This is a genomic window from Anaerococcus provencensis, from assembly GCF_000312365.2.
GTDB classification, from domain to species: Bacteria; Bacillota; Clostridia; order Tissierellales; family Peptoniphilaceae; genus Anaerococcus; species Anaerococcus provencensis.
On the sequence record NZ_HG003687.1, the window covers coordinates 211517 to 236649 of the forward strand.

At 29.7% G+C, this 25133-nt stretch carries 23 protein-coding genes and 2 pseudogenes; 24 read left to right on the top strand and 1 reads right to left on the bottom strand.

What is annotated here, in order from left to right; genetic code table 11:
* Positions 1-239: 239 nt before the first annotated feature.
* From BN38_RS08425 to BN38_RS11585, 16 genes and pseudogenes are all read left to right on the top strand, one after another.
* Positions 240-1382 (top strand): annotated as a pseudogene (locus BN38_RS08425) (recombinase family protein); the annotation flags it as partial.
* Positions 1383-1527: 145 nt separating this feature from the next.
* Positions 1528-1947 carry a GNAT family N-acetyltransferase gene (locus BN38_RS08430; RefSeq protein WP_044566831.1) on the top strand — a complete coding sequence of 140 codons (420 nt, stop codon included), beginning with the start codon at positions 1528-1530 and terminating at the stop codon, positions 1945-1947.
* A 41-nt stretch (positions 1948-1988) separates the two neighbouring features.
* Positions 1989-2473: pseudogene (locus BN38_RS08435) on the top strand (NUDIX hydrolase).
* Positions 2474-2630: 157 nt separating this feature from the next.
* Positions 2631-2804: a hypothetical protein gene (locus BN38_RS11400; RefSeq protein WP_230197759.1), complete on the top strand. Its 174-nt coding sequence runs from the start codon at positions 2631-2633 to the stop codon at positions 2802-2804.
* A 20-nt stretch (positions 2805-2824) separates the two neighbouring features.
* On the top strand, positions 2825-3487 hold the full coding sequence (locus BN38_RS08440; protein WP_326544534.1) for an Abi family protein: 663 nt from the start codon (positions 2825-2827) through the stop codon (positions 3485-3487).
* A 125-nt stretch (positions 3488-3612) separates the two neighbouring features.
* Entirely contained in the window at positions 3613-4746 is a 1134-nt protein-coding gene (locus BN38_RS08445; protein ID WP_044566880.1) for an AlbA family DNA-binding domain-containing protein, read from the top strand.
* Between the two features lie 192 nt (positions 4747-4938).
* Positions 4939-5679, top strand: a complete 741-nt coding sequence (locus tag BN38_RS10780; protein ID WP_049944478.1) for a hypothetical protein — start codon at positions 4939-4941, stop codon at positions 5677-5679.
* A gap of 162 nt (positions 5680-5841) precedes the next feature.
* Entirely contained in the window at positions 5842-6159 is a 318-nt protein-coding gene (locus tag BN38_RS08455) for a hypothetical protein (protein ID WP_084593777.1), read from the top strand.
* A 331-nt stretch (positions 6160-6490) separates the two neighbouring features.
* Positions 6491-7081 (top strand): TetR/AcrR family transcriptional regulator, encoded by a 591-nt coding sequence (locus tag BN38_RS08460; protein WP_044566833.1) that lies wholly within the window; start codon positions 6491-6493, stop codon positions 7079-7081.
* A gap of 98 nt (positions 7082-7179) precedes the next feature.
* The gene (locus tag BN38_RS08465) at positions 7180-8973 is read left to right on the top strand and encodes an oleate hydratase (RefSeq protein WP_044566835.1); all 1794 of its coding nucleotides are present in this window, start codon (positions 7180-7182) and stop codon (positions 8971-8973) included.
* A 66-nt stretch (positions 8974-9039) separates the two neighbouring features.
* Positions 9040-11109, top strand: a complete 2070-nt coding sequence (locus tag BN38_RS08470; protein WP_044566837.1) for a hypothetical protein — start codon at positions 9040-9042, stop codon at positions 11107-11109.
* Positions 11106-12320 (top strand): hypothetical protein, encoded by a 1215-nt coding sequence (locus BN38_RS08475; RefSeq protein WP_044566839.1) that lies wholly within the window; start codon positions 11106-11108, stop codon positions 12318-12320. Before BN38_RS08470 ends, BN38_RS08475 begins: the two co-directional genes overlap by 4 nt.
* A gap of 1 nt (position 12321) precedes the next feature.
* Entirely contained in the window at positions 12322-13980 is a 1659-nt protein-coding gene (locus BN38_RS08480; RefSeq protein ID WP_049944479.1) for a vWA domain-containing protein, read from the top strand.
* A 71-nt stretch (positions 13981-14051) separates the two neighbouring features.
* Complete coding sequence (locus tag BN38_RS10785; protein WP_049944480.1) at positions 14052-14243, top strand: hypothetical protein; 192 nt, start codon at positions 14052-14054, stop codon at positions 14241-14243.
* Between the two features lie 468 nt (positions 14244-14711).
* Entirely contained in the window at positions 14712-14969 is a 258-nt protein-coding gene (locus BN38_RS08485; protein WP_044566841.1) for a hypothetical protein, read from the top strand.
* A 219-nt stretch (positions 14970-15188) separates the two neighbouring features.
* The gene (locus BN38_RS11585) at positions 15189-15818 is read left to right on the top strand and encodes a sugar O-acetyltransferase (RefSeq protein WP_044566843.1); all 630 of its coding nucleotides are present in this window, start codon (positions 15189-15191) and stop codon (positions 15816-15818) included.
* A 148-nt stretch (positions 15819-15966) separates the two neighbouring features.
* Here BN38_RS11585 and BN38_RS08495 read toward each other — a convergent pair whose 3' ends face one another.
* Positions 15967-17709, bottom strand: a complete 1743-nt coding sequence (locus tag BN38_RS08495) for a hypothetical protein (RefSeq protein ID WP_044566846.1) — start codon at positions 17707-17709, stop codon at positions 15967-15969.
* 244 nt (positions 17710-17953) lie between these two features.
* On the opposite strand from BN38_RS08495, the gene BN38_RS08500 reads away from it, so the two are divergent.
* The 8 genes from BN38_RS08500 to BN38_RS08535 all read left to right on the top strand — a co-directional run.
* On the top strand, positions 17954-18799 hold the full coding sequence (locus tag BN38_RS08500) for a HEPN domain-containing protein (RefSeq protein ID WP_049944481.1): 846 nt from the start codon (positions 17954-17956) through the stop codon (positions 18797-18799).
* 61 nt (positions 18800-18860) lie between these two features.
* Positions 18861-19625, top strand: a complete 765-nt coding sequence (locus BN38_RS08505; protein WP_044566848.1) for an MBL fold metallo-hydrolase — start codon at positions 18861-18863, stop codon at positions 19623-19625.
* A gap of 318 nt (positions 19626-19943) precedes the next feature.
* Positions 19944-20147: a PLDc N-terminal domain-containing protein gene (locus tag BN38_RS08510; protein WP_044566850.1), complete on the top strand. Its 204-nt coding sequence runs from the start codon at positions 19944-19946 to the stop codon at positions 20145-20147.
* Complete coding sequence (locus BN38_RS08515; RefSeq protein WP_044566851.1) at positions 20147-21061, top strand: ABC transporter ATP-binding protein; 915 nt, start codon at positions 20147-20149, stop codon at positions 21059-21061. Before BN38_RS08510 ends, BN38_RS08515 begins: the two co-directional genes overlap by 1 nt.
* Complete coding sequence (locus BN38_RS08520) at positions 21058-21825, top strand: ABC transporter permease (RefSeq protein WP_044566853.1); 768 nt, start codon at positions 21058-21060, stop codon at positions 21823-21825. The genes BN38_RS08515 and BN38_RS08520 overlap by 4 nt, the downstream gene beginning before the upstream one ends.
* Positions 21826-21838: 13 nt before the next feature.
* Positions 21839-22942 (top strand): helix-turn-helix domain-containing protein, encoded by a 1104-nt coding sequence (locus tag BN38_RS08525; protein WP_044566855.1) that lies wholly within the window; start codon positions 21839-21841, stop codon positions 22940-22942.
* A 378-nt stretch (positions 22943-23320) separates the two neighbouring features.
* On the top strand, positions 23321-24169 hold the full coding sequence (locus BN38_RS08530) for an AraC family transcriptional regulator (protein WP_044566856.1): 849 nt from the start codon (positions 23321-23323) through the stop codon (positions 24167-24169).
* Between the two features lie 532 nt (positions 24170-24701).
* Positions 24702-25133 (top strand): reverse transcriptase domain-containing protein (locus BN38_RS08535; RefSeq protein ID WP_044566858.1); only part of this gene is annotated, 432 nt, incomplete at its 3' end.

The following is a 25133-nucleotide window of genomic DNA, read 5'->3' on the forward strand; positions in this document are numbered from 1 at the left end:
AAAGCGCCTTTCCCCTAGGGGAAAGCTAGTAAAAGATATTAAGTATTTCTTTACCATAAGTGGACCATTTTTCAATAATAACTGTGGACCATTTTTCGGTTGACATTTACATAAATCAAAAAATCTTAGAAATTATTGAGAATAGAAAAGAAAGGAAAAATAAAAATACAGAAACACAAGAGGAAGAAACGGACATAGGGGAATAGTCTCTTGTTTACAAGGACGCACTTATACACCCTAAGGGAGAAGTCCTCCTTACCATTATGGCATCTCTTGCTCAACAGGAAAGTCAGTCTTTATTACAAAATGTGAAATTAGGCATTCAATATAGATTTCAACAAGGTCAAGTCCAAGTAAACCATAATAGGTTTTTAGGCTACACAAAAGACGAAGACGGAAAACTTGTCATAGTTCCTGAAGAAGCAAAAATAGTAAAAAGGATCTACAGAGAATACTTGGAAGGGGCAAGCCTAAGAGATATAAAGGTAGGACTTGAAAAAGATAAGATAGTAAATGGAGCAGAAAATAAGAAATGGCATGTATCGAACCTCAATCAAATCTTAACCAATGAGAAATATATGGGAGATGCCCTCCTACAGAAAACCTATACAATAGATTTTCTAAATAAGAAAAGAGTAAAGAATGATGGAATTGCGCCTCAATATTATGTAGAAAATAGTCATGAAGCCATCATACCTAAAGAAATTTTCATGCGAGCTGGAGAAGAAATGTACAGACGAGCTAATATGGTAAGTGGCAAAGGGAAGAGAAGAATTTATTCCAACAAATACGCCCTTTCAAGCATTGTCTACTGCTCTAAATGCGGGGATATTTACAGGAGAATTGCTTGGAATAACAGAGGAAAAAAATACACCGTTTGGAGGTGTTGTACGAGAGTAACCCATGGCCCAGATGCCTGTCATGCTAGAACCATAAAAGAAGAAGACCTACAAGAGGCAGTTGTAGAAGCCATCAATCAACTTATATCTGAAAGCAGTGATTTAAAAGAAATAATAAAAGAAAATATAGAAAAAGCCATCACAGGTGATGGAAGTAGGCAGATAGAAGAAATAGACAAAGAAATGCTGAATGTTCAAGAAGAGCTTTTAAAAGTAGCTAATGCCAAGAAAGACTACACAGACCTTGCAGACAAGGTGGAAGAGTTAAGGAATGAGAAAGAAAATATACTTCTTGAAATGGCAGAAGAGAAAAATGAACAAAGTAGGATAAAGGAACTAGAAGAATTTTTAAAAAGCCAATAATTAGAAATAGACAGCTATGATGAAGAATTGGTAAGGAAACTTATAGATAAGATAGTTGTTTATGAAGGAAGTTTAATAGTAATATTCAAATCAGGACTTGAAGTAGAAATAGATAATTGACAAGGATTAAAAGTAAATATAGAATAATATAACAGTACCCGACACGCCTCTTAACGATGTGAACCACGTCAAGAGAATAGTATTGATGTCCAAAAAGTAAAAATTTGAATTTATAATATAATAGGATTTTATATGGAGGTTATGAATGGATTATAAGGAAATAGACGCTTCACACATTGATCTTTTGTGGGAACTGCAAAAGCAGTATAAAGCAGAAATAGGAGAGGATATACCAAATGATATATCCAAGAAACGTCTGAAAGATGCAATCAGCAAAGGGAAAATATTATTTTTCGGTGCATGGGCAGGCGCTTCATTGGTAGGCTGTTGTTCAATAACATTTGGTTTTTCAACTTTTGATTATATGCCAAGTGGAATATTTGAAGATTTTTTCATATGTCCTGACTTTCGTCATAAAGGAATAGCACGCCAGCTAGTTCAATTTGCATACAGGTCAAGTGCTATAAGTTCAATGACTGTTGCTTGTGCACAATGCGATATACAAATGTATAAATCACTTGGATTTTCAATTCAGATTGGGAACTTGCTTGCATTTGAATCATAAGATACAATTTCTATATGAGAAAATATATAAGGAGAAAAACCGTGGAACATAATTGTGCAATTGTTAACGATAAAAAAGCATTTAGATATAGAGCAGCAGCCATCATAGTGGAAGAGGATTGCGTGTTGCTTGCAAGAAATGATGAGGACGACTATTATTACTCAGTTGGCGGAGGAGTTCACATGGGCGAGACATCAGAAGAAGCCGTGAAGAGAGAAGTATTTGAAGAGACAAGTCTTAATTACGAGGTAGATCACCTTGCTGTGATACACGAGAACTTCTTCATCGGCAGCTCTGGCATAGAAGGAGTGGACTTCCATGAGCTTACACTCTACTATATTATGAAGCCCATGGGCAAAAAGATTTTACTAGACAAAGCACTACAGAGTCAGGTGCTAAAGAGACAATGCATTGGCTGCCTATAGATGAGCTCGATAAATGCAAGGCGTATCCGACATTTATGAAAGAATATCTTAAGTCAGAGCATAGTGGTATAGAGCATATAATTTCAGATGAAAGATATTAATGAATCCCGCTATTATGGCAAGAGTATGTTCCATAAATATTATTTCATAAAAATTGACAAATAACCGCTAATGGCATATTATAATAATTAACAGTACCCGACACGCCTCTTAACAATGCGGACCAAGTCGGGTCTTTTGATTATAAGGAATAATAACGTGAAGAAATCTCATCAAGCTCCCATAGATGTAAACGAGCAAATAGAAAATTTAATATCTTTAGATTTACAAATAGAAGATAAAGATTATGCAAAAAGTGTGCTTAACAGAGTATCTTATTATAGGATTATAAAGGCTTATAGTATTACTTTAAAAGAAAATGGAAATACATAAATGGAACTACTTTTGAAAATATAGTTGATCTATATTTATTTGATATGGAACTTAGACATATTCTGTTCTCGTTAATAGAGCATATAGAAGTTTATTTAAGGACTGTAATTACTAATTACTTTTCATTAAAGTATGGGAACTTTGGATATAAAGATATAAGTAACTATAAGAAAAAGAATTATCAGATAAGTACGCTAAAGGAATTAGAAAAAGAAATAAAGAGGAATAAGAAGTCACCCTTTATACAAAATTTCAAAGAAAATTATGAAGGTGGAGAGATTCCATTCTATGCTGCAATAGAAGTAGCAAGCTTTGGAACACTTTCTAAAATGTATAAAAATATGGAGAATGAAGATAAAAGTGAAATTGCCAAGACATTTTCTGTTGATTACACTTATCTAGAATCTTGGATTGAAAACTTATCTTATGTAAGAAATATATGTGCTCATTATGGACGATTGTATGGTGCGAAACTAACAAAAACTCCAAAGCTATATAGAGAATATTTAAGACAAGGCATATCTAATAATACCATCTTTGCTAGTATTATTAATCTGAAGATACTGGCTAATCAAGAGTATTATGAGAAATTTCATAGTGACTTGTTAGATATAATTAATAAATATCCAACAGTAGAATTAAAGAACTTAGGATTTATAGAGAAATGGGAAAGCATTCTTTAATGATTTCAGAATAAGCCAACAGAATAATTACTTAAAAACAGCTCCAAGTGAGCTGTTTTTTACATAATACAGGATGATATAATAAGATCAGCAAAAATAGTAATGGAGGTGATTTTTTGACAGGCATGGAAAAGATTATAGATTTAATTAACTTAAAACAAGAAGGTAGTTATTGGGATTTTAAGAAAGAATGGTATAGATCTGATAATAAATGTAAACAAGATTTACTTCATGATGTTATTTTTATGTCTAATAATTTGGAAAGTAAGGATGCATTCATAATAATTGGAGTTGATGAAGATGACAACTATAATATTAGAGATGTAAGTGAAGATGAAGGAAGAAAAAATACACAAAATATTGTTGATTTTCTAAAAGATAAGAAATTTGCTGGAGGTTTAAGACCAACTGTATATGTAAAAAGCTATCAAATATCAGGAAAAACAATTGATGTAATAGTAATATTAAATGACAATAATACACCATATTATTTGACAGATAAATTTCAGGAAATTAGAGCAAGTTATATTTATACGAGAATTCAAGATACTAACACACCTATAGATAGATCAGCAGATTTAGATAAAGTTGAATATTTGTGGAAAAAACGATTTGGACTAACACAATCTGCAATAAGTAGATTAGAGATATATCTAGATGATTATGAAAACTGGGTTGATGGACCTTATGGAGAGATGCAAAAATATTATAAATTTTTTCCTGAGTTTACAATCAATTACGATTTTAATAATATGAAGGATGGAATTGAGTACTATATGTTTTCACAATATGATCAAACACCAAGCTGGCTAGATATTAATTTTTATTACCACCAAACAATATTAACTAGTATTGTAGGAAATTCTTTAGATGGTGGACGTTATGTTACGCCTAGTCCTAATGTTGATTTTATACAAATAAATGATAATGAAAGCGAAGAAGTATCTTATTGTTATTTCACAAAAGGAAGTTTTTTATATAAGTTAAATGAGTTTTTTTATCTACAAGAAATCAGTAGTGAGTATGCAAGAAACAAACTATTTAGTGTTCTTCTATTATTTGAATCGGAAAATGAGAGAAAGATGTTTAAAGAATATGTTAAGAGAAAATGGCATAAAAGAGATGAATATTTAAATAATGTAAATATTCCGTATATTCCTAATTTCCCTCAATACAAAGAGGGAGCATTTGTTGAAGAATATGAAAATGCATTGGTTTTAAATAAAATGTTAAAAGAATTTAGAAATAGTTTAGAATAAATATGTTTCCACATACGAGGCTTGTGAAAAATATGAAATTTCATCCATACTGACCACTCAAGCCACGTTGAGACGGTGGTACTGATGATAAGATACAATATTGTGAAAGGATTTATTTGTCATATCTCCAACTATCTTTTGATTATAAATTGTTATTTATTAAATTATTTAGGAACTTGTGGAGGTGCCCAAATGAAAATAGATTTCTATTATTGGGGGAGTATGTGCCCGATTAGTGTAGAAATATTAGATGAGCTTAATAGGAATAAAGAAAAAGTAAACATAAATACTTATGAAATATCTAATGATTTACCGACCTGTAAAAATAAAAAAATATTTTTTCCATTCTTAACTGTAATTAATGATGTTAATAGATATTACGCTCCAATTGATAAGAAATTCATGGAAGAGGTTATTTCAGGGATAATTCCAGTAGAAAAGCCATATATTCCTAAACTAGGCACTGAAAGTGTTACAAAAACTATAAAATCAATTACAAAAGATAATTATAATATCGCATCTCAATGCACATCTAGGGTTAACTGTGTGGGATGTAGTAGTAAGATTAAAATGTATGATTCAATAAATGAAGATGTCTATGGGTTTATGAATCTATCAGGTAATCAATTACTTGGAGGGGCTGAATTTGTTCCATCTAATCTGGTACCATACGATATCCCAAGAAGTGAAGAAACTGCATTTATAACATGTATTTATTTATCAAATGAAGATTATGACTATAAGTCTCCACCATTAATGGCTTTAGAAGATTATTTGAAAAATAAGTATAAAAAAATACTTGTAATTTCAGATGAAATTGGGATTTTTCCAAATGGAAATTTAGAATTCTTTCTTAAAAATAATTATAAAGATCAAGCAATTGTGTTTGAAGATGATTATTGCAAGTTGCATTTAATGGCAAAGATTTTGTGATTTATAATTCTCAATTTGTTGAGATTAATAAGAAGTATGTTCTATAAACGCACACAAGTGACCTACTTTGTGAACACTAATTTAATGTGATATGTAGTATGATGTAAAAGTAAATTGAATAAAGCTTTGAAAACTAGAACGTAATGTTGAAAGGATACTTATATGATGGAAAAATTAAAAAAGAACATAGTTTTCTATTTACTCTTACTGATAGATTTTTATATCATTCCTTTGTTTATAAAAGACACAGGAAGTGCAATGATTATTATGTTAGTATTTATTTCTATAATATGTTTAATAATTTCTGTTTTGTATGGAATGAAGAATGGACTGGATTTTTGCTATATTTTGAGCGTAGCAATTATATTTATCCCATCTATATTTATATTTTATAGCTCAAGTGCATGGATTTATGCAGCTGGATATGCAGCTGTTGCCTTGTTTGGAAATTTAATAGCTTTACCATTTATGCAAAGATGAATTTAATTTATCAATCTAATATATTTTAAATATAACTTAAAAATATTTTTAAATTTTCGTGTTTATGTTCTTAATTTATTTTTTATTAACTGATATTAATAGTTAGTACTCGTTTGATGTTGAGTTACTAGCTTTAAGTATAGAGCAGCAAGGATTATAGATAGTTAGTTAAAAGCCTGATGCTAATATATTAATACTAGAGGGGATAAGTTGCTAGAAAACGTCAGCTAAGACTATTTAATTAATGCCTTTATAAATAACAATTGTTAGATAAAGCTACTTAAATGGGAAAATATTAAATATAACTTACTTTAGAAAGGCTTTTAATTATATGACCAAAAACTATACTAAAAATTTAATAAAAAAAGAATTTATGATTCTTTTAGATAAAAAGGCCCTAGATAATATAACTGTAACCGAATTAGCAAAAAGATGTAATATCGAAAGAAAAACTTTTTACTATCATTATGAAAATTTGGAACAATTAATAAGAGAAATATTTGAGTCTGAGCTTGATATTGTTATTGAGGAATTTAATGAAAATCTATCTTGGGAAGACAGTTTTATTCTGGCTGCGAAATTTATTCTAGATAATAAAAAAGCTATAAGACATATTTACTATTCGGATTATAAGGTTAATGTAGAAAAATATGTATATTCTATGGCTGGTGAAGTAATTAGTAAATATGTTGGTCACTTATCAAAGGAGACTAGGGCAAAAGATATTGATATTAATTTGATTTCTTACTTTTATCAATGTGCCTTAAGTAGTGCGCTTATACAATGGATAGCTACCGATATGAAAACTGATCCAGTAGTTATTACAAATAGATTAGGTAAATTAATGGATGGTAATATTTTGTTGTCATTAAAAAGGAGTGAAAGACTAGAAACCTTTACCCAGAGTGCTCTAATTGAGTAAAATTTACACAAATCACTAATATTGGTAGATGAAATTTTTCTCTAATAATGATTTAATGTAGATAAGAAGTTGATTCTTAATTATTAGAGGAGGATATGATGGAACTTAAAACTCATGATAAAAGATTAAAACTTACTAATGGAGATTTTCAAACATTAGTTAAGGCTAGGAAACCGGAAGGAATAGAAAATAAATCAGCTTATCTAATCGGAACAGGTATTGCCTCTTTGAGTGCAGCTTGTTTCTTAATTAGGGATGCTCATATGGATGGAGAAAAAATTACTTTCTTAGAACAACTAGACATTGCTGGTGGTTCACTTGACGGTAAATATATGGATACTAGAGGATATGTTGCTCGTGGTGGTAGAGAAACTGGAGCTCATTTCGAATGTTTATGGGATATCTGGAGCTCAATTCCAAGTCTAGAAGATCCTGAAATGAGTGTTTTAGATGATTTTTTCTACACTAACTACGATGACCCAAACTACAGTAATTGTCGTATTACTCACAATCAAGGTGAGCGTTATGACAATGGTAAATTTAACCTAACTCAAGATCAAGTTAAAGAAATTGCTGAACTTTCCATGACTCAAGATGAAATTCTTGAAGATAAATCTATTGAAGATGTGTTCTCAGATGGACTTTTAAATTCTGATTTCTGGACACTATGGAGGTCAATGTTTGCCTTTGAAAACTGGCACTCTGCTCTAGAAATGAAATTGTATTTGAATCGTTTTATGCATCACGTAAGTGGTCTTCCTGATTTATCAGCTCTTAGATTCACTAGATATGACCAATATCATTCAATAGTAAAACCTATGGTTAAATATCTTGAAGATCATGGATGTAAATTCCAATATGATACAAAAGTGACAGATGTTGACTTTGATATATCTGAAAATAAAAAAGTTGCTACAAAGATTATAGCGGAAGATAAAAATGGAAATGATAAGTCCATTGATCTTACAGAAAATGACCTAGTCTTTATAACTAATGGATCAATGACTGAAAACTCTAGCTATGGTGATGATGATACGCCGGCTGAACTAAGTTCTGAGCAAACAGGTTGTTGGGAACTGTGGAAAAACATTGCAGAAAAATCTGATGATTTTGGTCGCCCTGAAGTATTCTGCTCAGATGTTGAAAAGAGTAACTGGGAATCATGTACTGTAACTTGCCATGATGATTCAGTTCCAAAATATATTGAAAAAATTACAAAGAGAAGTCCTTATGGTGGAAAAACTGTAACAGGTGGTATCGTAACTTGCGTTGATTCAAGTTGGTTAATGAGCTGGACTATTAATAGACAAGGTCAATATCCAGAACAACCTGAAAATGATGTTGCTGTTTGGGTATATGGATTATTCTCAGATGTCAAAGGTGACTATATCAAAAAGAAAATGAGAGATTGTACAGGTAAGGAAATTACAAAAGAATGGTTATACCACATCGGTGTTCCTGTAAATGAAATTGATGCACTTGCTGAAACTTGCAGCGCAGTACCTGTTATGATGCCTTATATAACATCTCAATTTATGCCAAGAAAAGCAGGCGACAGACCTTATGTAGTGCCAAAGGGTGGAGTTAACTTTGCTTTCTTAGGACAATATGCAGAAACCCTAGATGATCCAGGAAGAGATACAGTATTTACTCAAGAATATTCTGGAAGAACAGCAATGGAAGCAGTTTATGTACTTTGCGGCGTAGAAAAGGCTGTTCCTGAAGTTTATGCTTCAAGATATGATTTAAGATATCTACTAAATGCAATGGTTGCTTTATCAGATGGTGAAAAACCAGACCTTCCACTTACTCCACTTCAAAAAATGAAAGTTGCAAAACTAATCAAAGGTACTGATGTGGAAGAGATGCTAAAAGAATTTAATATTATTTAATAATATATAAACACATTTGGGGCGATAATATATCGTCCCATTATTTTTTTATTAAGGAGACCAATGATGAATAACAACTTGAATAATCAAGCTGTGCCTACTTTAGAAGAAGTACAAGAAATATATGAAGATATTTTAAGAAACGAAGCTAGGATAAGTGAAGTAGGGGACTTAGAAGAGACTAGCGAATTTTATAATAAATATCGAAAGAAGGAAAATCAAAGAAAAGATACAAGTATAGAAAATCCAATAATAAAAGAATATAGAAGGTATTTAAAAAATGAGCAAGATAAACAAAAAGAATTAATTGAAGAACTAGAAAATTTAATAAGTTATGAAAAATTCTTTTTAGAGCTAGAGAGAAAGAAAAACCAAAAAAATTATAATAGTAACTTTTATGGAAGTACCTATGCAACTAGGTATAGGGTAGATAAAATTGCAGAATATTCTAATAAATTAAAAGAAATTATTAGCACTTCTCCTGATGCTTGGGAATATTACTACCATAGAAAGCTTATTAATGATATTAATACAGGATACAACCAAGACCTTGTAGAAGTACCCTATGTATTAGGGGCAAAGAGAAAAATTATAGAATCTTTAAAGCAATCTACGCCAGTATATATAATAGGCCATTTAGGTAGTGGAAAAACTCAGATAGCAAGAGAAGCAGCAATTGAATTTACATTAGAAAACATAATTCAAGAAGAATTAGAAGATTTAATGGAAAAATGGTTTTTAGAAAACCGACAAGCTAGTGAAGATGAAGCTATAGAAAAGTTCAGTGAACTTAATAAAAGCCGCAGAGACTATTATAAGAATCTACTAAAAGAAGGAAATAAGTCAGATATTGATAAGATATATCCTTACTTTATATCAGGTTCATACAATTTAACCTATGAAGATATGTTTGTTGAAAAAACTCTATCCTTAGAGAAAGCATCTTCAAGCGAAAGTAATTTAGAATTAATAGATGACGTTGTAGACCAATATTTTACTTGGCTAGAAACACATGAAAAAGAACTTAAAAATATACCAGCAAAAAAGCAAGAAATAATAAGAAGCAAAGTTTGGGATAGTATCTCAGAAATCTTTATAGCTAGGAATAGTATTTATGGAACAGTAGTAAAAAAAATAGAAAGAGAAATATTACTAGCTGTAAAAAATGGTAGGCCAGTTATAATAGATGAACTAAATACAATTGCCATGCAAAATTTAATTGGGCTTAATGATATATTACAAAGTAAATTTGGATCAAAAGCCTATGTTACAGGGATTGGACCAGTAGAAATAAAAAAAGGATTTGGTCTAATAGGGACAGGAAACTTATCAACTGACCAAGTTAGTTATGAGGGTACCAATGAACTTAACCCTGCTTTTAAATCACGTTTTTTAACACTAGAATATAATTATGTAAATCAAAATACCATTGGATCTTTAAAAAACCAAACTAATCCAGAGAAAAATGAACTTTTTAGGATTATGTTGGTTAGACTTGCTGATAATAATGGAAACTTGCACATTCCAACTCCTACAAGAAGCTTAGAAGAAATATTTAGATTAGCTCAATTATCTAAGGTGAGTCAGGAAGTCTTTATGGGTAAGTGGCTGGCAACTAGTAAAGAAAATTCAACTAACGAAACCCCTGAGCTTAAAGAATCAGTTTTATCCTTAAGGAATATTCTAAGAATACTAGATAATTGGAATTTAGGAGAAGAAAAAGACTTAACTTTAGCCCTATGGGATGGTTTTATTAGTTCAATAACAAATCCAAAAGACCAAGCATATATTTTATCCCAAGCAGTAAGATTTGGATTTTTCAAAGAATCCGAAGGATGGGATATTAATAATGAGAATCTAGGAAAAGTTGTCCTAGAATATGATGATTTAAGGACTAGGCCTTACCAATATATCAGGGGAGAAATTGAAACTTTAAGTTACCTAGACCTAGTAAAAATAATATTTGGTCCAGCGCCAGAAAGAAGTGAAATACCTGAATTTTTTAAGGCTTATGACAAGGGAGAAAATATAATATCCATAGAAGAATATGAAGAGCTTGATCAAAGATTAAATAAGTTGGAGCATTCAAAGTATTTTTTAGATTATTTACTAGATATGGAAAATAATAGAAAATGAAACTTTCAATAAATATAAATGAATATAAGAAAAATTTAACAAAACTAAGGATGGACCTTGACCAGACCCTGGCAGAAGGTCATCTTGATGTAGATTTTAAGGAAAAATTAGATGAGTTAGAAGATATTGAAAATAAAATGCTTAAAGAATTATTGCCTTATTATAGAATCTATGCTCCAGAACTTTACCGAACAAAGGTAAATGAGCTAGAAGTTAAAATTGATGGAAATAACAAACTCCAATCTTATCTTAAAAGCTACATTCATGTGGAAGAAAACATATTTATATTAGCAAGTGCAGATCAAAAAGTTTATTTTATGAGAAGCTATGGAAAAGATAATCAGCATATAGAAGTAAGTCAAGCCATTAAAAATTTCAACAAACTAGTCATATATATGCATAGGCTAAGTAAAGAAAAAATTTTGCTATTTACAGTCACAGGAGATATTTATGTATTTATGTCCAATAATTTCACTGATATTTTTGAAAATCCTAAGAACTTAAGAATTATTAAGCTTAAAAATAATTTTGAAGGCTTTGAAAATATTATTAATATAGGAGAAAGTACATTTTTATGCCAAATAGGAAGAAATGAATTTATAGTTCTAGAAATTGACGTGATAAGTTTGAAAATAAAAATAAAAAATCATATAAACTTATCAGATCTAGATGAAGAAATAAATTCCTTGGTTAAGATTTCTAATTTCCACTTTGCACTAGGTAGCCATAGAGGAGATTTGATCCTAGTAAGCTTTAAGGAAGATGAGATAAAAGTATATAAAAAAATTAAAATTTTTGATAATCCAATAATAAATCTAGCTATTTTAGAAAGTGAGAGCTATGAAAAAACTCTTTGCATATCTCAAGCAAATAGTGATAATATCTTTCTTTATAATTTAAAAAGTAAAAAATTAACTAATGTGGGATTAGATGAATCTAATTCTACTATCTTAAGCATAGAGAGCAAAAAATCTAGTGCATTTATCCTAAGAGAAGATTTTAATTTGTATTTACTTGAAGAAAATATGGAAAAGTGGAACATTAACTCAAAGCTAAGCATAGCTGATAGACCGTTTGTAAATATAATTGGACTTGATAATTCAACTTATTTAACCATAGATATATATGGCAACTTTAGTATATTAAAATTAGATAGACTAGATTCTATAGAAAAACTTCGAGATATTAATCTCTTTATGAATAGGGGATAGTATGGTTAAAAATGACAAAGAATTTCTAGATGAAGAAAAACTTAAAAAGGAAGCAGAACAGAATCTAAAAATATTTTTAAAAAGACATATGCAATCACTAACTACTTTTACTAGAGAACCCGGCCTTAGATATGTTCCATCTAAATCTTTGGAAAAGTTTTTGTTGAAGGCTAAGGAGAATGTCTTTTATTTACCATTATCTACTTTTTTAGATTCAAATTTAGATAATAATGAAATCCTCTGGCACATTTATAATCAATTAGCCTTGTACCCAGATTGGAAGGAAAATGCAAATTTTTATTTGGATAGGGAAATGAGATGGCAGGCTGAAATAGATGAAACAACTTATTATATTTATGAAAAGATAAATGAAATTTTAAGTAAAGATAATGATATAGATATAATCTTTGTAAGAGAATATGTAAAAAGAGAAATACTAGATTTTTTATTTCAGATGGATAGATATTTTGCATTTTTAAGAGTATTAGAAACTTCTCCTTTGTATAGGGACCAAGAAGAAAAGGGGAAAATTCTCCAATACATGAAAAAAAGAGCAGATAAGGATTTATTATTTTCATCCTTAGCCCACCATGGATTTGAGAAAAGTTTCCTATTATGGAGTATTTATAAAGATGATGAAAATTTTAAAAAGCAAATTGAAGAAAAATACCATATTAAAATTTTAAATGAATCCATATATGAATTTTTAAATAGAGAATTTATAAGGCAAATCAATAAAAATCAAGGAGTAATTTATAGGGATCCTCTAATCAAAGCATTTATATATCCAAGTTTTAGAAAATACTGGCTAGAAGAAGTTGACTCAATGCAAGCAAAAGATAGCAGCGAGGAAGGGGAGAAATTCTTTGAAGAAAGTCAAAAAGAAGATACAAGGGATAAATTAGAATCTTCTAGAAAAGAAGTAGAAGATAGCTTAAAAGAAATTTTAGATCAAGAAAATACAAATGCTACTTCCCTAGAAGACTCTACTTATAAAAAAATGGAATCTTATGGCATAAGTAGTGAAGAAGTTGACCTATATAATTATTACCTAAATAAAACAAAAACCCAAAGAGATGCAATGAGAGATTTCTGGAGAAAGCTTATAGGCTCAGCAAAAAAGGAAGTAAATGTAGAGAAAAATAGGCAAGCTAAGGGGAAAATAAATGTAAATGACCTTATTAATAGTTATCCTGATTTTATAGAAGCTGAACAAAAAGGTAACTATAAGGAACTTAAGGTATTTGATAAAAACTATCTAGAATCAAAAAACAAATTATTGCCTGAAAAAATCGAAATATCATTTTTAATTGATAATTCTGGATCGATGGATGAAGAAAAAATCGATGCCACAAGAAAAACACTAGCCGTGACTCTACTATCTATAAAAGATTTTAACCTCTATCTACAAGCACAAGCTCAAAAAACTAATCAAAAAATAGAGCTTCTTACAGAAACATGGTTTTTTGGACATGATTATTATAAAATAAAAAAGTTTGAAGACACAAAAGACTTAGAAGAAAGTCAAATTATTTCTTCTATTACAAAGATAAGTGGAGATGATGGTACAACAGACGATGCATCTTGTCTTAGACAAATACAACAAAATATTAGTATAGATCAAAGGGTAAAAATAAAAATAAAAAGGAATATAAAATAATTTTTGAAATAACAGATGGAGCTTCAAGTTTTCCCGGAGCAACTAAAGATATAGTAAAAAAACTAATAGATTTGGGTGTAGAAATTTATGCTATTCAAATTGGTAAAATTAGCAAGATTGATACAAAAACTTTCAACTATATTTGGAATGATAATTTTAAATACCCTCATGGTCTTATATTAGCTGATGATATTGAAAAATTAACTAATGAATTAATTAGACTAGTAAAAAGAAACTTACAATCGATATTTAAGGATAGTTGATTGAACAGCAAGTTTAATACTATTATCTTTAAATAAGTGTATATGTTATACGCATGTAATTAATGAACGAGCTTGTGAGCATAATCTAGACCATTTTACTGAAATCATAGTTTTTTTATGATTTGATTAATTATTAAAAATCAACTTTGCATATGATTAAATAATTTATAGTAATTCTATATTTTCTATTATAAATAGGAGACTATATGCTTGTTATGTTGATACGATAGTAATTACAAAATATGATTATAAAAATAGGCAAAACTGTGCCTATTAATCAAAAATGTAAAATTGGTTCATAAGGTGTAACATAAAATTTCTATAACTAAGGAAATTAACATTAACTATAAGAGCTTTTAAAGATAGTAAAATATACTAATTTGGGTATATAATTTTTAACATTCAATTCTGCTTGGAATCATGATGGGGTTTCATTGTTGGATAATTAAAAATATCAAGGAAATAAAAATGTTAAAATTTATAAAATATTCGTTTTTAGTTTATTTCATATCACTCATCATATTATATTTTTTGTCTAAATATTATGATGATTTAATGCTCATACTTGCTTTCTTTGGTATAGTATATGCTCCAATAGGTGGGCTTATTTTATCTTTTTTGACTAGTAAATATAATTTTTCAAAACCAATATTTTTAATTGTTGCCTTAGTAGTTACAATAATTGCAGTTGTATTGGGCATGACTATTGTCTTTACATTTTTTTAAATTAATTGCACAATAATATTATAAGTTATTAATTGTCATAATTCTTGAAGCATTATCAGATTGCCAGTGGCCATCATCAGGAGTGAAGCTAATGGCAATGCATAATTTGCAGTATAATTATAGATTAAGGACTTAATCTAAATTGAGATGGCATAATTAATAATAGGGACTATTTATCTAGTAAAATTGGAAAATTAGAAATTGTAATGGAGATAGATAATGATTAATAAAAAAGAATGGGATAGAATGATTGCTGGTAAGCTTTATCATCCTTATAGTGTAGGAGTTAATATCTTTGAGAAAGTTCACGTTGCCCAAAAGAAATTTAATGAGTCGGAATATTGGCATGACAAGGCTGCATTTGAAGAATTGAAAAAATGTTTCAAAGAAGCTCCTGATGATATGGTGCTTACACCGCCAGTATACTTTGACCACGGAGATAAAATTTCCTTTGGAAAGCATTTTTATGCAAATACTGATTTGACTATACTAGATGAGAACTATGTGACTTTTGGAGATAATGTATTTCTTGCACCTCATGTTAGTATATACACCGCAGGTCATACAATCGATAAGGATGTTCGTAATAAAGATTTAGAATACGCCTTGCCAGTGACTATAGGTAATAATGTTTGGATTTGTGGGAATGTAGTTATTAACCCTGGTGTTAGCATCGGGGATAATACAGTAATTGGTTCAGGATCTGTTGTAGTAAAAGATATACCAGGCAATGTAATTGCAGCCGGAAATCCATGTCGAGTTATAAGAGTGATTGATGATGAAGATAGGGAAAATTGGCATAAGCAGCTGGATGATTACTTAGAAGATGTGGGAAAAATTGATATATAATAAATAAACCATCAATTTGTATTAACAATACAAATTGAGCTTGTATCCTAGGAATTTATTTTGTCTAGGATTAAGCTCCATTTTTCATTTCAAATAACAAGGTGTTTATCAATTTCCCTTAGAAATTAAATTAAAAGTTTTATAAGATTTAGTGTAGTTTATTATTTTCTTTACCATTTTTCTTAATTAAGTAATAGCCTATACTTGCAATTATTAAAATTATTACTATAGTTCCAAGTCCTTTAATACCGGTCTTTACATTAGTATGGGAAATCCTATTGTTTGATGAACTTGTAGGATAAGTGTACGTAAGAGGGTGATAAGAACTAGCATATACACTATTATTTACACTTTTAGAACTCGGATTTGAGCTTTGAGTATATTCTGAATTTTTAAAATAATCATAGCTTTCTCCCACTTCTCCATTTCCATTCTTGTCAATCATAAATGGATAAATCCAATCACTTGATTTTACAGGTATTTGGAATAGACCTGAAGCTTCGACTTCTTCCAATGTTAGAGGATACTTTCCATCAGTATTGATTTGATCAAGAATTTGTTTTTTATTCTCTGGCAAGTTTTCATATGCTGCTCTTGTTTTTTCTGTTAGATAGAATATTGAGTTATATGGCTTTGTTTGATTATTATCTTTCCCAGCAGATTCTTTGTCATTTGTACTAATTATTTGTGGTTGCTTTGAATCGGTTTCATTTGTTGGGAAAATTTTATTTCTATCAGATTCATCAATAACGCCATCTTCATTTTTATCGTACATGAAAGGATATAGCCAATCTATTCCATTTGTAATAGGAAGTGTGTAATATGGAGATGCTTCTAGCTCTTCTATACTCAAAACCCCATCATTATCAGTATTCATAGAATCTAATTCGCCTCTTTGCTCATCACTTAGATCTTCATAATACTTTCGTGTCCTATTTTTTATATAGAACATAGACTTATATTTGTATTTACTTATTTTATCAGAATCTAATTCTTCGCTATCAGGACTTTGAGAAGTATCGGAGTCTTGATCATAAACACTATTATTTAAGTCGTCAATAAGGCTTCCATCATCATTTTGATTTTCATCAATAGTATTAGTCTCATCCGTGTTTTCTAGATTGTTATTTAAATCTAATTCATTTGCATCATCTTCAGGATTGTTTATTATGACCCTTATTAATTCATCTCTATCGTCAAATTTAGTTTTTTTGAAAGTTTCAATTAAACCGTTATCTTCGTCCAAGGCATCTAAAAGGATTTTTGAATCAGAAATTATTCCGTCACTGTCTTCATCATCCACAAAAGGATACATCCAGTCGCTATATAGTACTAATACATGCATTTCATCTGAGTCTGGTAAAGCAGAAATCGATAAAGCTTCTTGGTTATCTCCATCCTTTTTATAACTGTCCAGGACTTCTCTTTTTTCGTCATCTAGCATTAAATAAGCAATTTTATATGAAGGATTATTAAAAAAAGTAGAATTCTGATTGATATTTTCTTTATCTAGATAATCTTCATTAGCAAGCTTTTCTATTATTTCTATATCTTTTTTTATATTAGTGTTAGAAAAAGATATCCAATCTAAATCATTTTTATCCAAAGCTCTGCTATTAAATGCTATAGCATTATCAAATAATATTTTTATTTCCTTAGAAGAATTAATATAATCTGTGCTATTTTTAATTTCTTCTATGTAACTTTCAAGACTTTCTCTTTCTTTAAGATTATTATCTAAAGAATCATTAGAAGAAAGAATTTGATTGCTATCTTCATTAATAGAGCTAATTGTAGCGCTAGAAGACTCTTCTTTACTAGCATAAGATGTTTTATTTACTAACATTATTTGCAGGATAAGTATTAGAAAAAAATATTTATTAGCTTTCATAATTCACCTTGTATCATTATAATAATACTATACTGCTTTAAAATATAAGAGACTGGATATTGTCTTATATATTAGTGATAATATTTTAGATAATGAATTTACTATAAAAATAAAGAGAGATATTAGAGCAATTTGTGAATTAAATAAAGGTTCTAGTGTTAAAATAGATCACTTCATAGAAGTTGTATCTCATAATTACGAAGTTAAAAGCATTAGGGAGTTTTATGAAATCTTACAATGGTTTATGAAACTGATCGATTATTTAACCCAATCTAAAAAAAGATTTTTATACATCAAATTTTATCTAGAAGATGAATATAATAAATTTCAATCTAAATCTTTAGACAATGGAGACTATGAATATGAGTATCCATTATATTATGGGCAGTTTATATTTCCTCAAGTAGACGAGCAAGCACAAGAACCCAGATTTCATTCATTAAGGTTGAGTGATATAAAAGAAGATTTAGAAGCTATAATTTGTAATTGGTTTGAATATAAAGAAAAACTTAAACCATTAATCGATCTATATACTCAAAATTATATTCCTACCCTAGATATAGAAAGTATTCCTGTAAACCAAATTAAGATGATGGAAAGAATTTACGATAACTTTTTCAATAGTTCACGAGAAATACAAAATTGCCATGCTCCAAATTTAGACAATGCTATTTTAGAAATTAAAGAATATCTAGATAAAAGTAACATAGATATTTCCATTAAAGAGGAAATCACTAATAGATTATGTAATGATAGGAAAAGTCGTCCTACTTTAAGAGAAAAACTAACTGTTATTTTAGAGAATATACCTGATCAGTTAAAAAATATTTTTAATTTAGTTGATCAGAAATGGGAAGATGATGCAAGTTTCGAAAAAATCTTTGCTAATAGGTTGAAAGATACAAGAAATTACCACACGCATGGTCCTAGTAAAAATAAGCATAGATCACGTCTAAGAACTTTCAATGAATTAAATAATTCTAGTATTGTTTTAAAATATGTAATTTATTATCACGTCATAAGCCAATTAGGAATAACAGATGATAAATTATTAAATTATCCATTCCTTAGAAGAAAAACATATTACTAGTAGTAAGATGATTATCATTTAACCAAAATATTATAAAGTGAAGAGTTAATTAGGAGCAGTTATGGACACTTGGTTTACAATAGAAAAGATAGATTACCAAACATTTGCATTAAGTGAATACAAACACTGGGAAGAGACTCATTGTTACTTATTATGTGGAGAAGATAAAGCACTTTTAATAGATACAGGACTCGGTATTTCAAATATTAAAGAAGTTGTAGAAGAATTAACAGATTTACCAGTTACAGTTTTTACTACACATATTCATTGGGACCACATTGGTGGCCATAGATATTTTGATTGTATTGGTGTTCACAAAGAAGAAAAGGAATGGCTTTCAAAAAAGTTTCCTCTTCCATTAGAAGTTGTAAAAAAGCAATTAACAGAAAAATCACATAATTTTCCTTGTGATTTTAATATTGATGACTATAAGATTTTCCAAGTAAAGCCACAAATAGTTTTTCAAGATGGCTATACATTTGATTTAGGCGGGAGAACTATTGAGGTTATACATACACCGGGACATTCTCCTGGTCATTGTTGTTTTTATGAACATGAAAGAAAATATTTATACTCTGGAGATTTAATTTATAAAGGCTGTCTATACGCTTATTATCCTACAACTAATCCTAAATTATTTTATAAATCAATAAAAAAGATACAAAAATATGATATTAAAAGAGTTTTGCCTGGTCATCATGATTTAAATATTTCAAGCTCGCTAACTAATGAGGTAGAGGCTGGTTTTAGATTATTAGAATCAAGAGGAGATTTGAAACACGGGAAGGGAATCTTCGATTTTGGTAACTATCAAATTTGGCTTTAATCTTTAAATTATATTAGATATATTCCCACATACGAGGTTTTTTAAAAATATCAAATGTTATTAATACTTATTACTCAATTCTGTAATATTGACGTCAATAAATTAAATAATTGTTATTTATTTGAATAAAAAGTAATTCAAGGTATGTGTTTTAAAAGTAAGTAGGCCTGTGCCAATATTGGTGCAGGCTATTTTATTGACCTTAGTTAATGTAGAATTTCCTTATAGTTAATAAAAATAAAATAAGTTTACTAATAGTTTCTTGATAGTTGATTAAGTAAAATGATAAGATATTTACAAAATAAAGGAGGGTTAAAAATGCCAGATATTATTAGAGAATACTTGCCGATACTCATACCTATTATTATTTTAGAAATTGGACTTATGATTTATTCTTTAAGACATGTTTTAAAACACGATAGATATAAATTTGGCAGTAGAACTATGTGGATTTTAATAGTTATTTTTATTCAAATTATTGGACCTATCTTATACTTAACAATAGGTAGGGAGGAAGAATAATGGAAGCACTAAAAATTGAAAATCTTCATAAATCTTTTGGAAAAAATACGATTATTAATGAGTTATCCATGTCCATTCCTGAAAACACAATCTTTGGGTTTTTAGGCAAAAATGGTGCTGGAAAAACTACGACAATGAAAATGATTTTAGGATTTTTGAAAAAGGATGAAGGTTCCATTGAAGTCTTTGGAGAAGAAGTAAGCTTTGGTCAGTCAAAAACCAATCGATTTATAGGGTATCTTCCAGATGTTCCTGAATTTTACGGTTATATGACAGCAAAGGAATATCTAAATTTATGTGGGTCTATAACTGGTCTTAGCAAAAATGAAATTAAAAACAAGAGCGTGGAACTTTTAGAATTGGTGGGATTAAGAGATGTCAATAAAAGAATTAGTGGCTATTCTAGAGGTATGAAACAGCGCTTGGGTATTGCCCAAGCCTTGTTAAATAGTCCCAAATTATTAATATGTGATGAACCCACATCTGCCTTAGATCCACTAGGAAGAAAAGAGATATTAGACATCATACTAAAAATAAAAGACTTTACTACTGTCATTTTTTCCACACATATTTTATCGGATGTTGAAGCAATATGTGATCATGTTGTGGTGCTCGATAAAGGGAAAAATGTACTGGAAGGTTCAATAGATGAACTAAAAAATATAAAGAGGAAAAACACAATTAAAATCAGATTTAAGTCTGACAAAGAAGTAAAAACATTTAAGTCACTAGATAAATTTTCAAATCTGGTAACAAATGAAAAAGGAGATACTTTATACTTAACAGACGAAGAGAATCAACTAAAAGATATCGATATTTTATATGAGCTATATAAGTTAAACATATTTCCTATAGAAATAAAAATAGAAGAACCTACATTAGAAAATATTTTTATGGAGGTGACGAAAGCATGAGGATATTTTTATCTCTATTAAAGAAAGAAGCTATTGAAGGTGCAAGGACTAAAAAAATGATTTCTACATTTATCCTGTTATTGTTCATCGGGTTAATAAGTCCTTTGACAGCGAAATTAACTCCCATGATACTTCAATCCATAGCTACAGGAAATATAGATATTAACGTAGCAATACCATCAGAAATAGACTCTTGGACGCAATTTTTTAAAAACATTAGTCAAATAGGTATGTTTGGATTAGCCATTATCTTAAGTACACAAATGGTAAATGAATTTCAAAAGGGGACTTTGATTAATTTGTTATCTAAGGGACTGCCAAGGTATCAAGTCGTGCTATCGAAGATTTTTTATAATTTTATTTTATGGTTTATTGCTTACTTTTGCTCATTTACACTAACTTATTTCTACACAAAGTACTTTTTCGGGATTTCATTTCCTATTAGAAATATACTTATGGCAGCCTTGCTTCCTTTTGTATTTGGATTATTTTTAATATCCTTAGAGATATTAGCTGGAGTGATTTCAGGAAATGTTATAGGTACATTAATATTAATGACTGCTGGGATTGTGATTCAACTTATATTATCTATTCGAGATGAAATTGTTAAATACATGCCTATTGCATTGATAGGAAAGCCTGTGAACCTTATAAAAGGAATAGGATATGATGACTATTATGTACCGATTATTACAGGCGGTATTTTGATTATAATATGCATCGTGATTTCGATTGCTGTAATAAACAAAAAACAAATTAGTTAGGGGGTAAAATATAATGTTAAAAATTGGAGAAAATATTCTTCAGAAACGAAGAGAAAGAGGTATAACTCAGGAAGAATTAGCAGAATTCATGATGGTAACAAAGGCGTCAGTATCAAAATGGGAGACAGGGCAAAGTCATCCAGATATTTTACTTCTACCAAAACTTTCCACTTTTTTTAATATAAGTGTGGATGAATTAATAGGATATGACCCAGATTTATCTTCAACTCAAATTCAAAAATTTTATATAGACTTAGAGAATCGTGTCACTGATACAGATATGGATAGTATCGTAGAAGATATAAAAATCAAAATAAAACAATACTATTCTTGCTTTGAACTTCTATACTACATGGCTTTATTTATTTTAAATCATTGTGATTTAGCAACTGATACTGCCAAAAAAGAAGCATATCTTGAGTACGCAAATGATATTCTAAAAAGAGTGTGTGAGCATTCGAAAGATCATATACTTCAAGATCAATCATTGAGCTTGAGAGCCGCTTGTCTGATTAGCTTAGGAAAATCAGAAGAGGCATTAAATATTTTGCCATCTTCGGACATGCTGTCTATTTCAAAAGATTGTTTAGTGGCTTCAGCTTATTTAAAAACAAAGAAGGAAAATGAAGCAGATCAAAGACTACAAATAATGATTTATAAGAACATAACTGATTTAATCACTCTTCTTATGATGAAGAGTAGTTTAAAAAATGACGATTGGGTTGAAACATTGGAAAGAGTAGAGGATTTAATAGAAACTTTTAATCTTACTGAAATAAATGTTTCTATAGTTTTAAACTTCTATTTATCCTTGGCAACTCATTACATTGCAGATAATAACCAAAAACTCGCTAGTCAATATGTAGAAAAATTACTCAATCTATTAATAGAGAGCAAGGAAAAATCTTTTGAGATAAGAGGCGATGAGTATTTTAACCAAATAGATAAATGGATTGATGAAAATTTATTATTATCAACAAATCCAAATAGAAGTGACTATATGATTGCTCGTTATTATATAGGAGTATTAATTAATAATGAGAGTTTTAAAGATATTATTACTAAAGAAAAAATAAAGCTATTAGTTGATAAGGTTAAAGAAATCTATTCATTCTAATTAAAACGCTATTGTAAAAATAAAAGCTTATAATTTTCATAAACTATAAACTTTTATTGTTTTGTTTGTTTAAAATTAGGATATGAGCTGACGATAAGTTAATGAATATGGTTAAGTTATAAGTAGGTTCTATTTTATATTACTCTTTATTTACTAGCAATTTATACAGTTATTAACTGAAACTTGACTATTATATCTTTAATAAAATAAAGGTGATAAAAATAATAGTGGGTGATTTAAATCAGAGTGAAAGCTTTAAGAGTTATAAGAATTTTAAATATAATATTGACAAGTTATAAATACTATAATATTTGTATTAGCAATATCGGGTATAATTTAATAAATCCTTGTACAATTTAAATGAAAGGTGGTGGGAATATGGATATAATGAAATCTTTTAACTTAGCAATTGACTATATTGAAGATAACTTAACTGATGAACTTGATGAAAAAGAAATAACACGAATAACAGGATATTCATTTCAAATGTTTTCAAGAATATTTTCAATCATATCAGGATACTCATTATCTGAATATATAAGGTTAAGAAAGATGACAAATGCAGCAATTGAATTAAAAAATTTAGATAAAAGGATTATAGATATAGCAATAAAATATGGATATAATTCTCAAGATTCTTTTGCTTTAGCTTTTAAAAGTTTTCATAAGCTAACTCCAGGACAAGTAAAAAGAGGAGAAAAATATCAATATTTCCCAAGAATCTACTTTTCAATTTCGGTTCAAGGAGGCAATCAAATGGATATTAAGATTGAGAAAAAGAAAGCATTTAAAGTAGCTGGTATTAAATCAGATGTAACTAAGAGTTCAAATTTCCCGAAAGTTTGGGATAGACTGGTTGAAAAAGTACCAAGAGAAAAATTTGAAGAGTTTGGTAGTGGTCAAATCTTTGGCGTAGGATATGACTATCTAATGGATGAAGAAGATTCATTTATATATTTAGCTGGTTTTGATTTGACGGATGAGGTAAAAGCTAAGGAGTTAGGTTTAGATACACTCAGTATTCCTGAAAAAGAGTATGCTATTGTAAGCTTAGAAGGTCCTTTACCAAAATGCATTCACGAAGGATGGAAGTATATTATTTCATATTTCTTCCCAAAAGAAGGATATAGACATGATGAAAGTCCCGATTTTGAAGTATATGGGGATGGAGACCCTAACTCAGAGGATTATCAAATGGAATTATGGGTTCCGATTGTAAAAGAATAAGATAGTATAAATAGATTTGGAAGCATCTATCAAAATGATAGGTGCTTTTTTGAGTATGACGGGCATGTTCTAATGCTGGGGTGAAAATCCCTACAGAGCGTAGTTACCAACGAATCTAATAGTGACCCCGAAGTTTTATATGGCGACATCTAGGAGAGAAGAACGGGTAGCGAAATCGTGGCTTGACGAACAGGAACAGAATACAAGGCGTAACAGGTGGGCAAGCTAGCGCAAGATAGCAAAGACCCAAAAGGTAACCGTAAACCCAAGGCGTAAATTCTGCAAGTAAACGATGAAAGTATTAGGACTTATCCCGTGAGGTCTCATAGACGAGACAGTAGTAACAACGAACTATGAGAAGTCAGCAGAAGTCATAGTAGGTAGAAACACCGAAGGACTGAACAATTTAAAAGCACAAGCAAAATGTATGTAGCATAACAAATCTGACAGAGAAAGTAGAAGAAACGTAAATGAACTCAAAATCTCACACCTAAGAAATAAGTTATGCAAGCGGAAAGGAGTAAGTGCGCACATGGAAGATAAACTAATAAGTCAAATCCTAAACCCAGAAAACATGCATCAAGCCAAAGAAAAAGTTATCTCCAATAAAGGAGCATCAGGAATAGATGGCATAAGTGTAGAAGAAATAGATGAATACATCAAAGAAAACTGGACAAGGATAAGACAAGAAATTATTGAAAGACGCTACAAACCACAACCAGTACTCCGAGCAGAAATCCCTAAACCAAACGGAGGAAAAAGAAAACTCGGAATACCAACAGTAATGGACAGAATAATCCAACAAGCAATCGTACAAGTCTTAACCCCGATAATAGACAAAAGATTTTCTGAAACAAGCTATGGCTTTAGACCAGGAAGAAACTGTCAAATGGCAATAACAAAAAGCCTAGAATACCTAAACGACGGAAACGAATGGGTAGTAGACATAGACCTAGAAAAATTC

What these genes read in the sequence shown, in the direction of transcription:
- BN38_RS08430 (WP_044566831.1), top strand. Translation starts at nt 1,528, where the DNA reads ATGGATTATAAGGAAATAGACGCTTCACACATTGATCTTTTGTGGGAA.
- BN38_RS08445 (WP_044566880.1), top strand. Translation starts at nt 3,613, where the DNA reads ATGGAAAAGATTATAGATTTAATTAACTTAAAACAAGAAGGTAGTTAT.
- BN38_RS10780 (WP_049944478.1), top strand. Translation starts at nt 4,939, where the DNA reads ATGAAAATAGATTTCTATTATTGGGGGAGTATGTGCCCGATTAGTGTA.
- BN38_RS08455 (WP_084593777.1), top strand. Translation starts at nt 5,842, where the DNA reads ATGATGGAAAAATTAAAAAAGAACATAGTTTTCTATTTACTCTTACTG.
- BN38_RS08460 (WP_044566833.1), top strand. Translation starts at nt 6,491, where the DNA reads ATGACCAAAAACTATACTAAAAATTTAATAAAAAAAGAATTTATGATT.
- BN38_RS08465 (WP_044566835.1), top strand. Translation starts at nt 7,180, where the DNA reads ATGGAACTTAAAACTCATGATAAAAGATTAAAACTTACTAATGGAGAT.
- BN38_RS08470 (WP_044566837.1), top strand. Translation starts at nt 9,040, where the DNA reads ATGAATAACAACTTGAATAATCAAGCTGTGCCTACTTTAGAAGAAGTA.
- BN38_RS08475 (WP_044566839.1), top strand. Translation starts at nt 11,106, where the DNA reads ATGAAACTTTCAATAAATATAAATGAATATAAGAAAAATTTAACAAAA.
- BN38_RS08480 (WP_049944479.1), top strand. Translation starts at nt 12,322, where the DNA reads ATGGTTAAAAATGACAAAGAATTTCTAGATGAAGAAAAACTTAAAAAG.
- BN38_RS08485 (WP_044566841.1), top strand. Translation starts at nt 14,712, where the DNA reads ATGTTAAAATTTATAAAATATTCGTTTTTAGTTTATTTCATATCACTC.
- BN38_RS11585 (WP_044566843.1), top strand. Translation starts at nt 15,189, where the DNA reads ATGATTAATAAAAAAGAATGGGATAGAATGATTGCTGGTAAGCTTTAT.
- BN38_RS08495 (WP_044566846.1), bottom strand. Translation starts at nt 17,709, where the DNA reads ATGAAAGCTAATAAATATTTTTTTCTAATACTTATCCTGCAAATAATG.
- BN38_RS08500 (WP_049944481.1), top strand. Translation starts at nt 17,954, where the DNA reads ATGAAACTGATCGATTATTTAACCCAATCTAAAAAAAGATTTTTATAC.
- BN38_RS08505 (WP_044566848.1), top strand. Translation starts at nt 18,861, where the DNA reads ATGGACACTTGGTTTACAATAGAAAAGATAGATTACCAAACATTTGCA.
- BN38_RS08510 (WP_044566850.1), top strand. Translation starts at nt 19,944, where the DNA reads ATGCCAGATATTATTAGAGAATACTTGCCGATACTCATACCTATTATT.
- BN38_RS08515 (WP_044566851.1), top strand. Translation starts at nt 20,147, where the DNA reads ATGGAAGCACTAAAAATTGAAAATCTTCATAAATCTTTTGGAAAAAAT.
- BN38_RS08520 (WP_044566853.1), top strand. Translation starts at nt 21,058, where the DNA reads ATGAGGATATTTTTATCTCTATTAAAGAAAGAAGCTATTGAAGGTGCA.
- BN38_RS08525 (WP_044566855.1), top strand. Translation starts at nt 21,839, where the DNA reads ATGTTAAAAATTGGAGAAAATATTCTTCAGAAACGAAGAGAAAGAGGT.
- BN38_RS08530 (WP_044566856.1), top strand. Translation starts at nt 23,321, where the DNA reads ATGGATATAATGAAATCTTTTAACTTAGCAATTGACTATATTGAAGAT.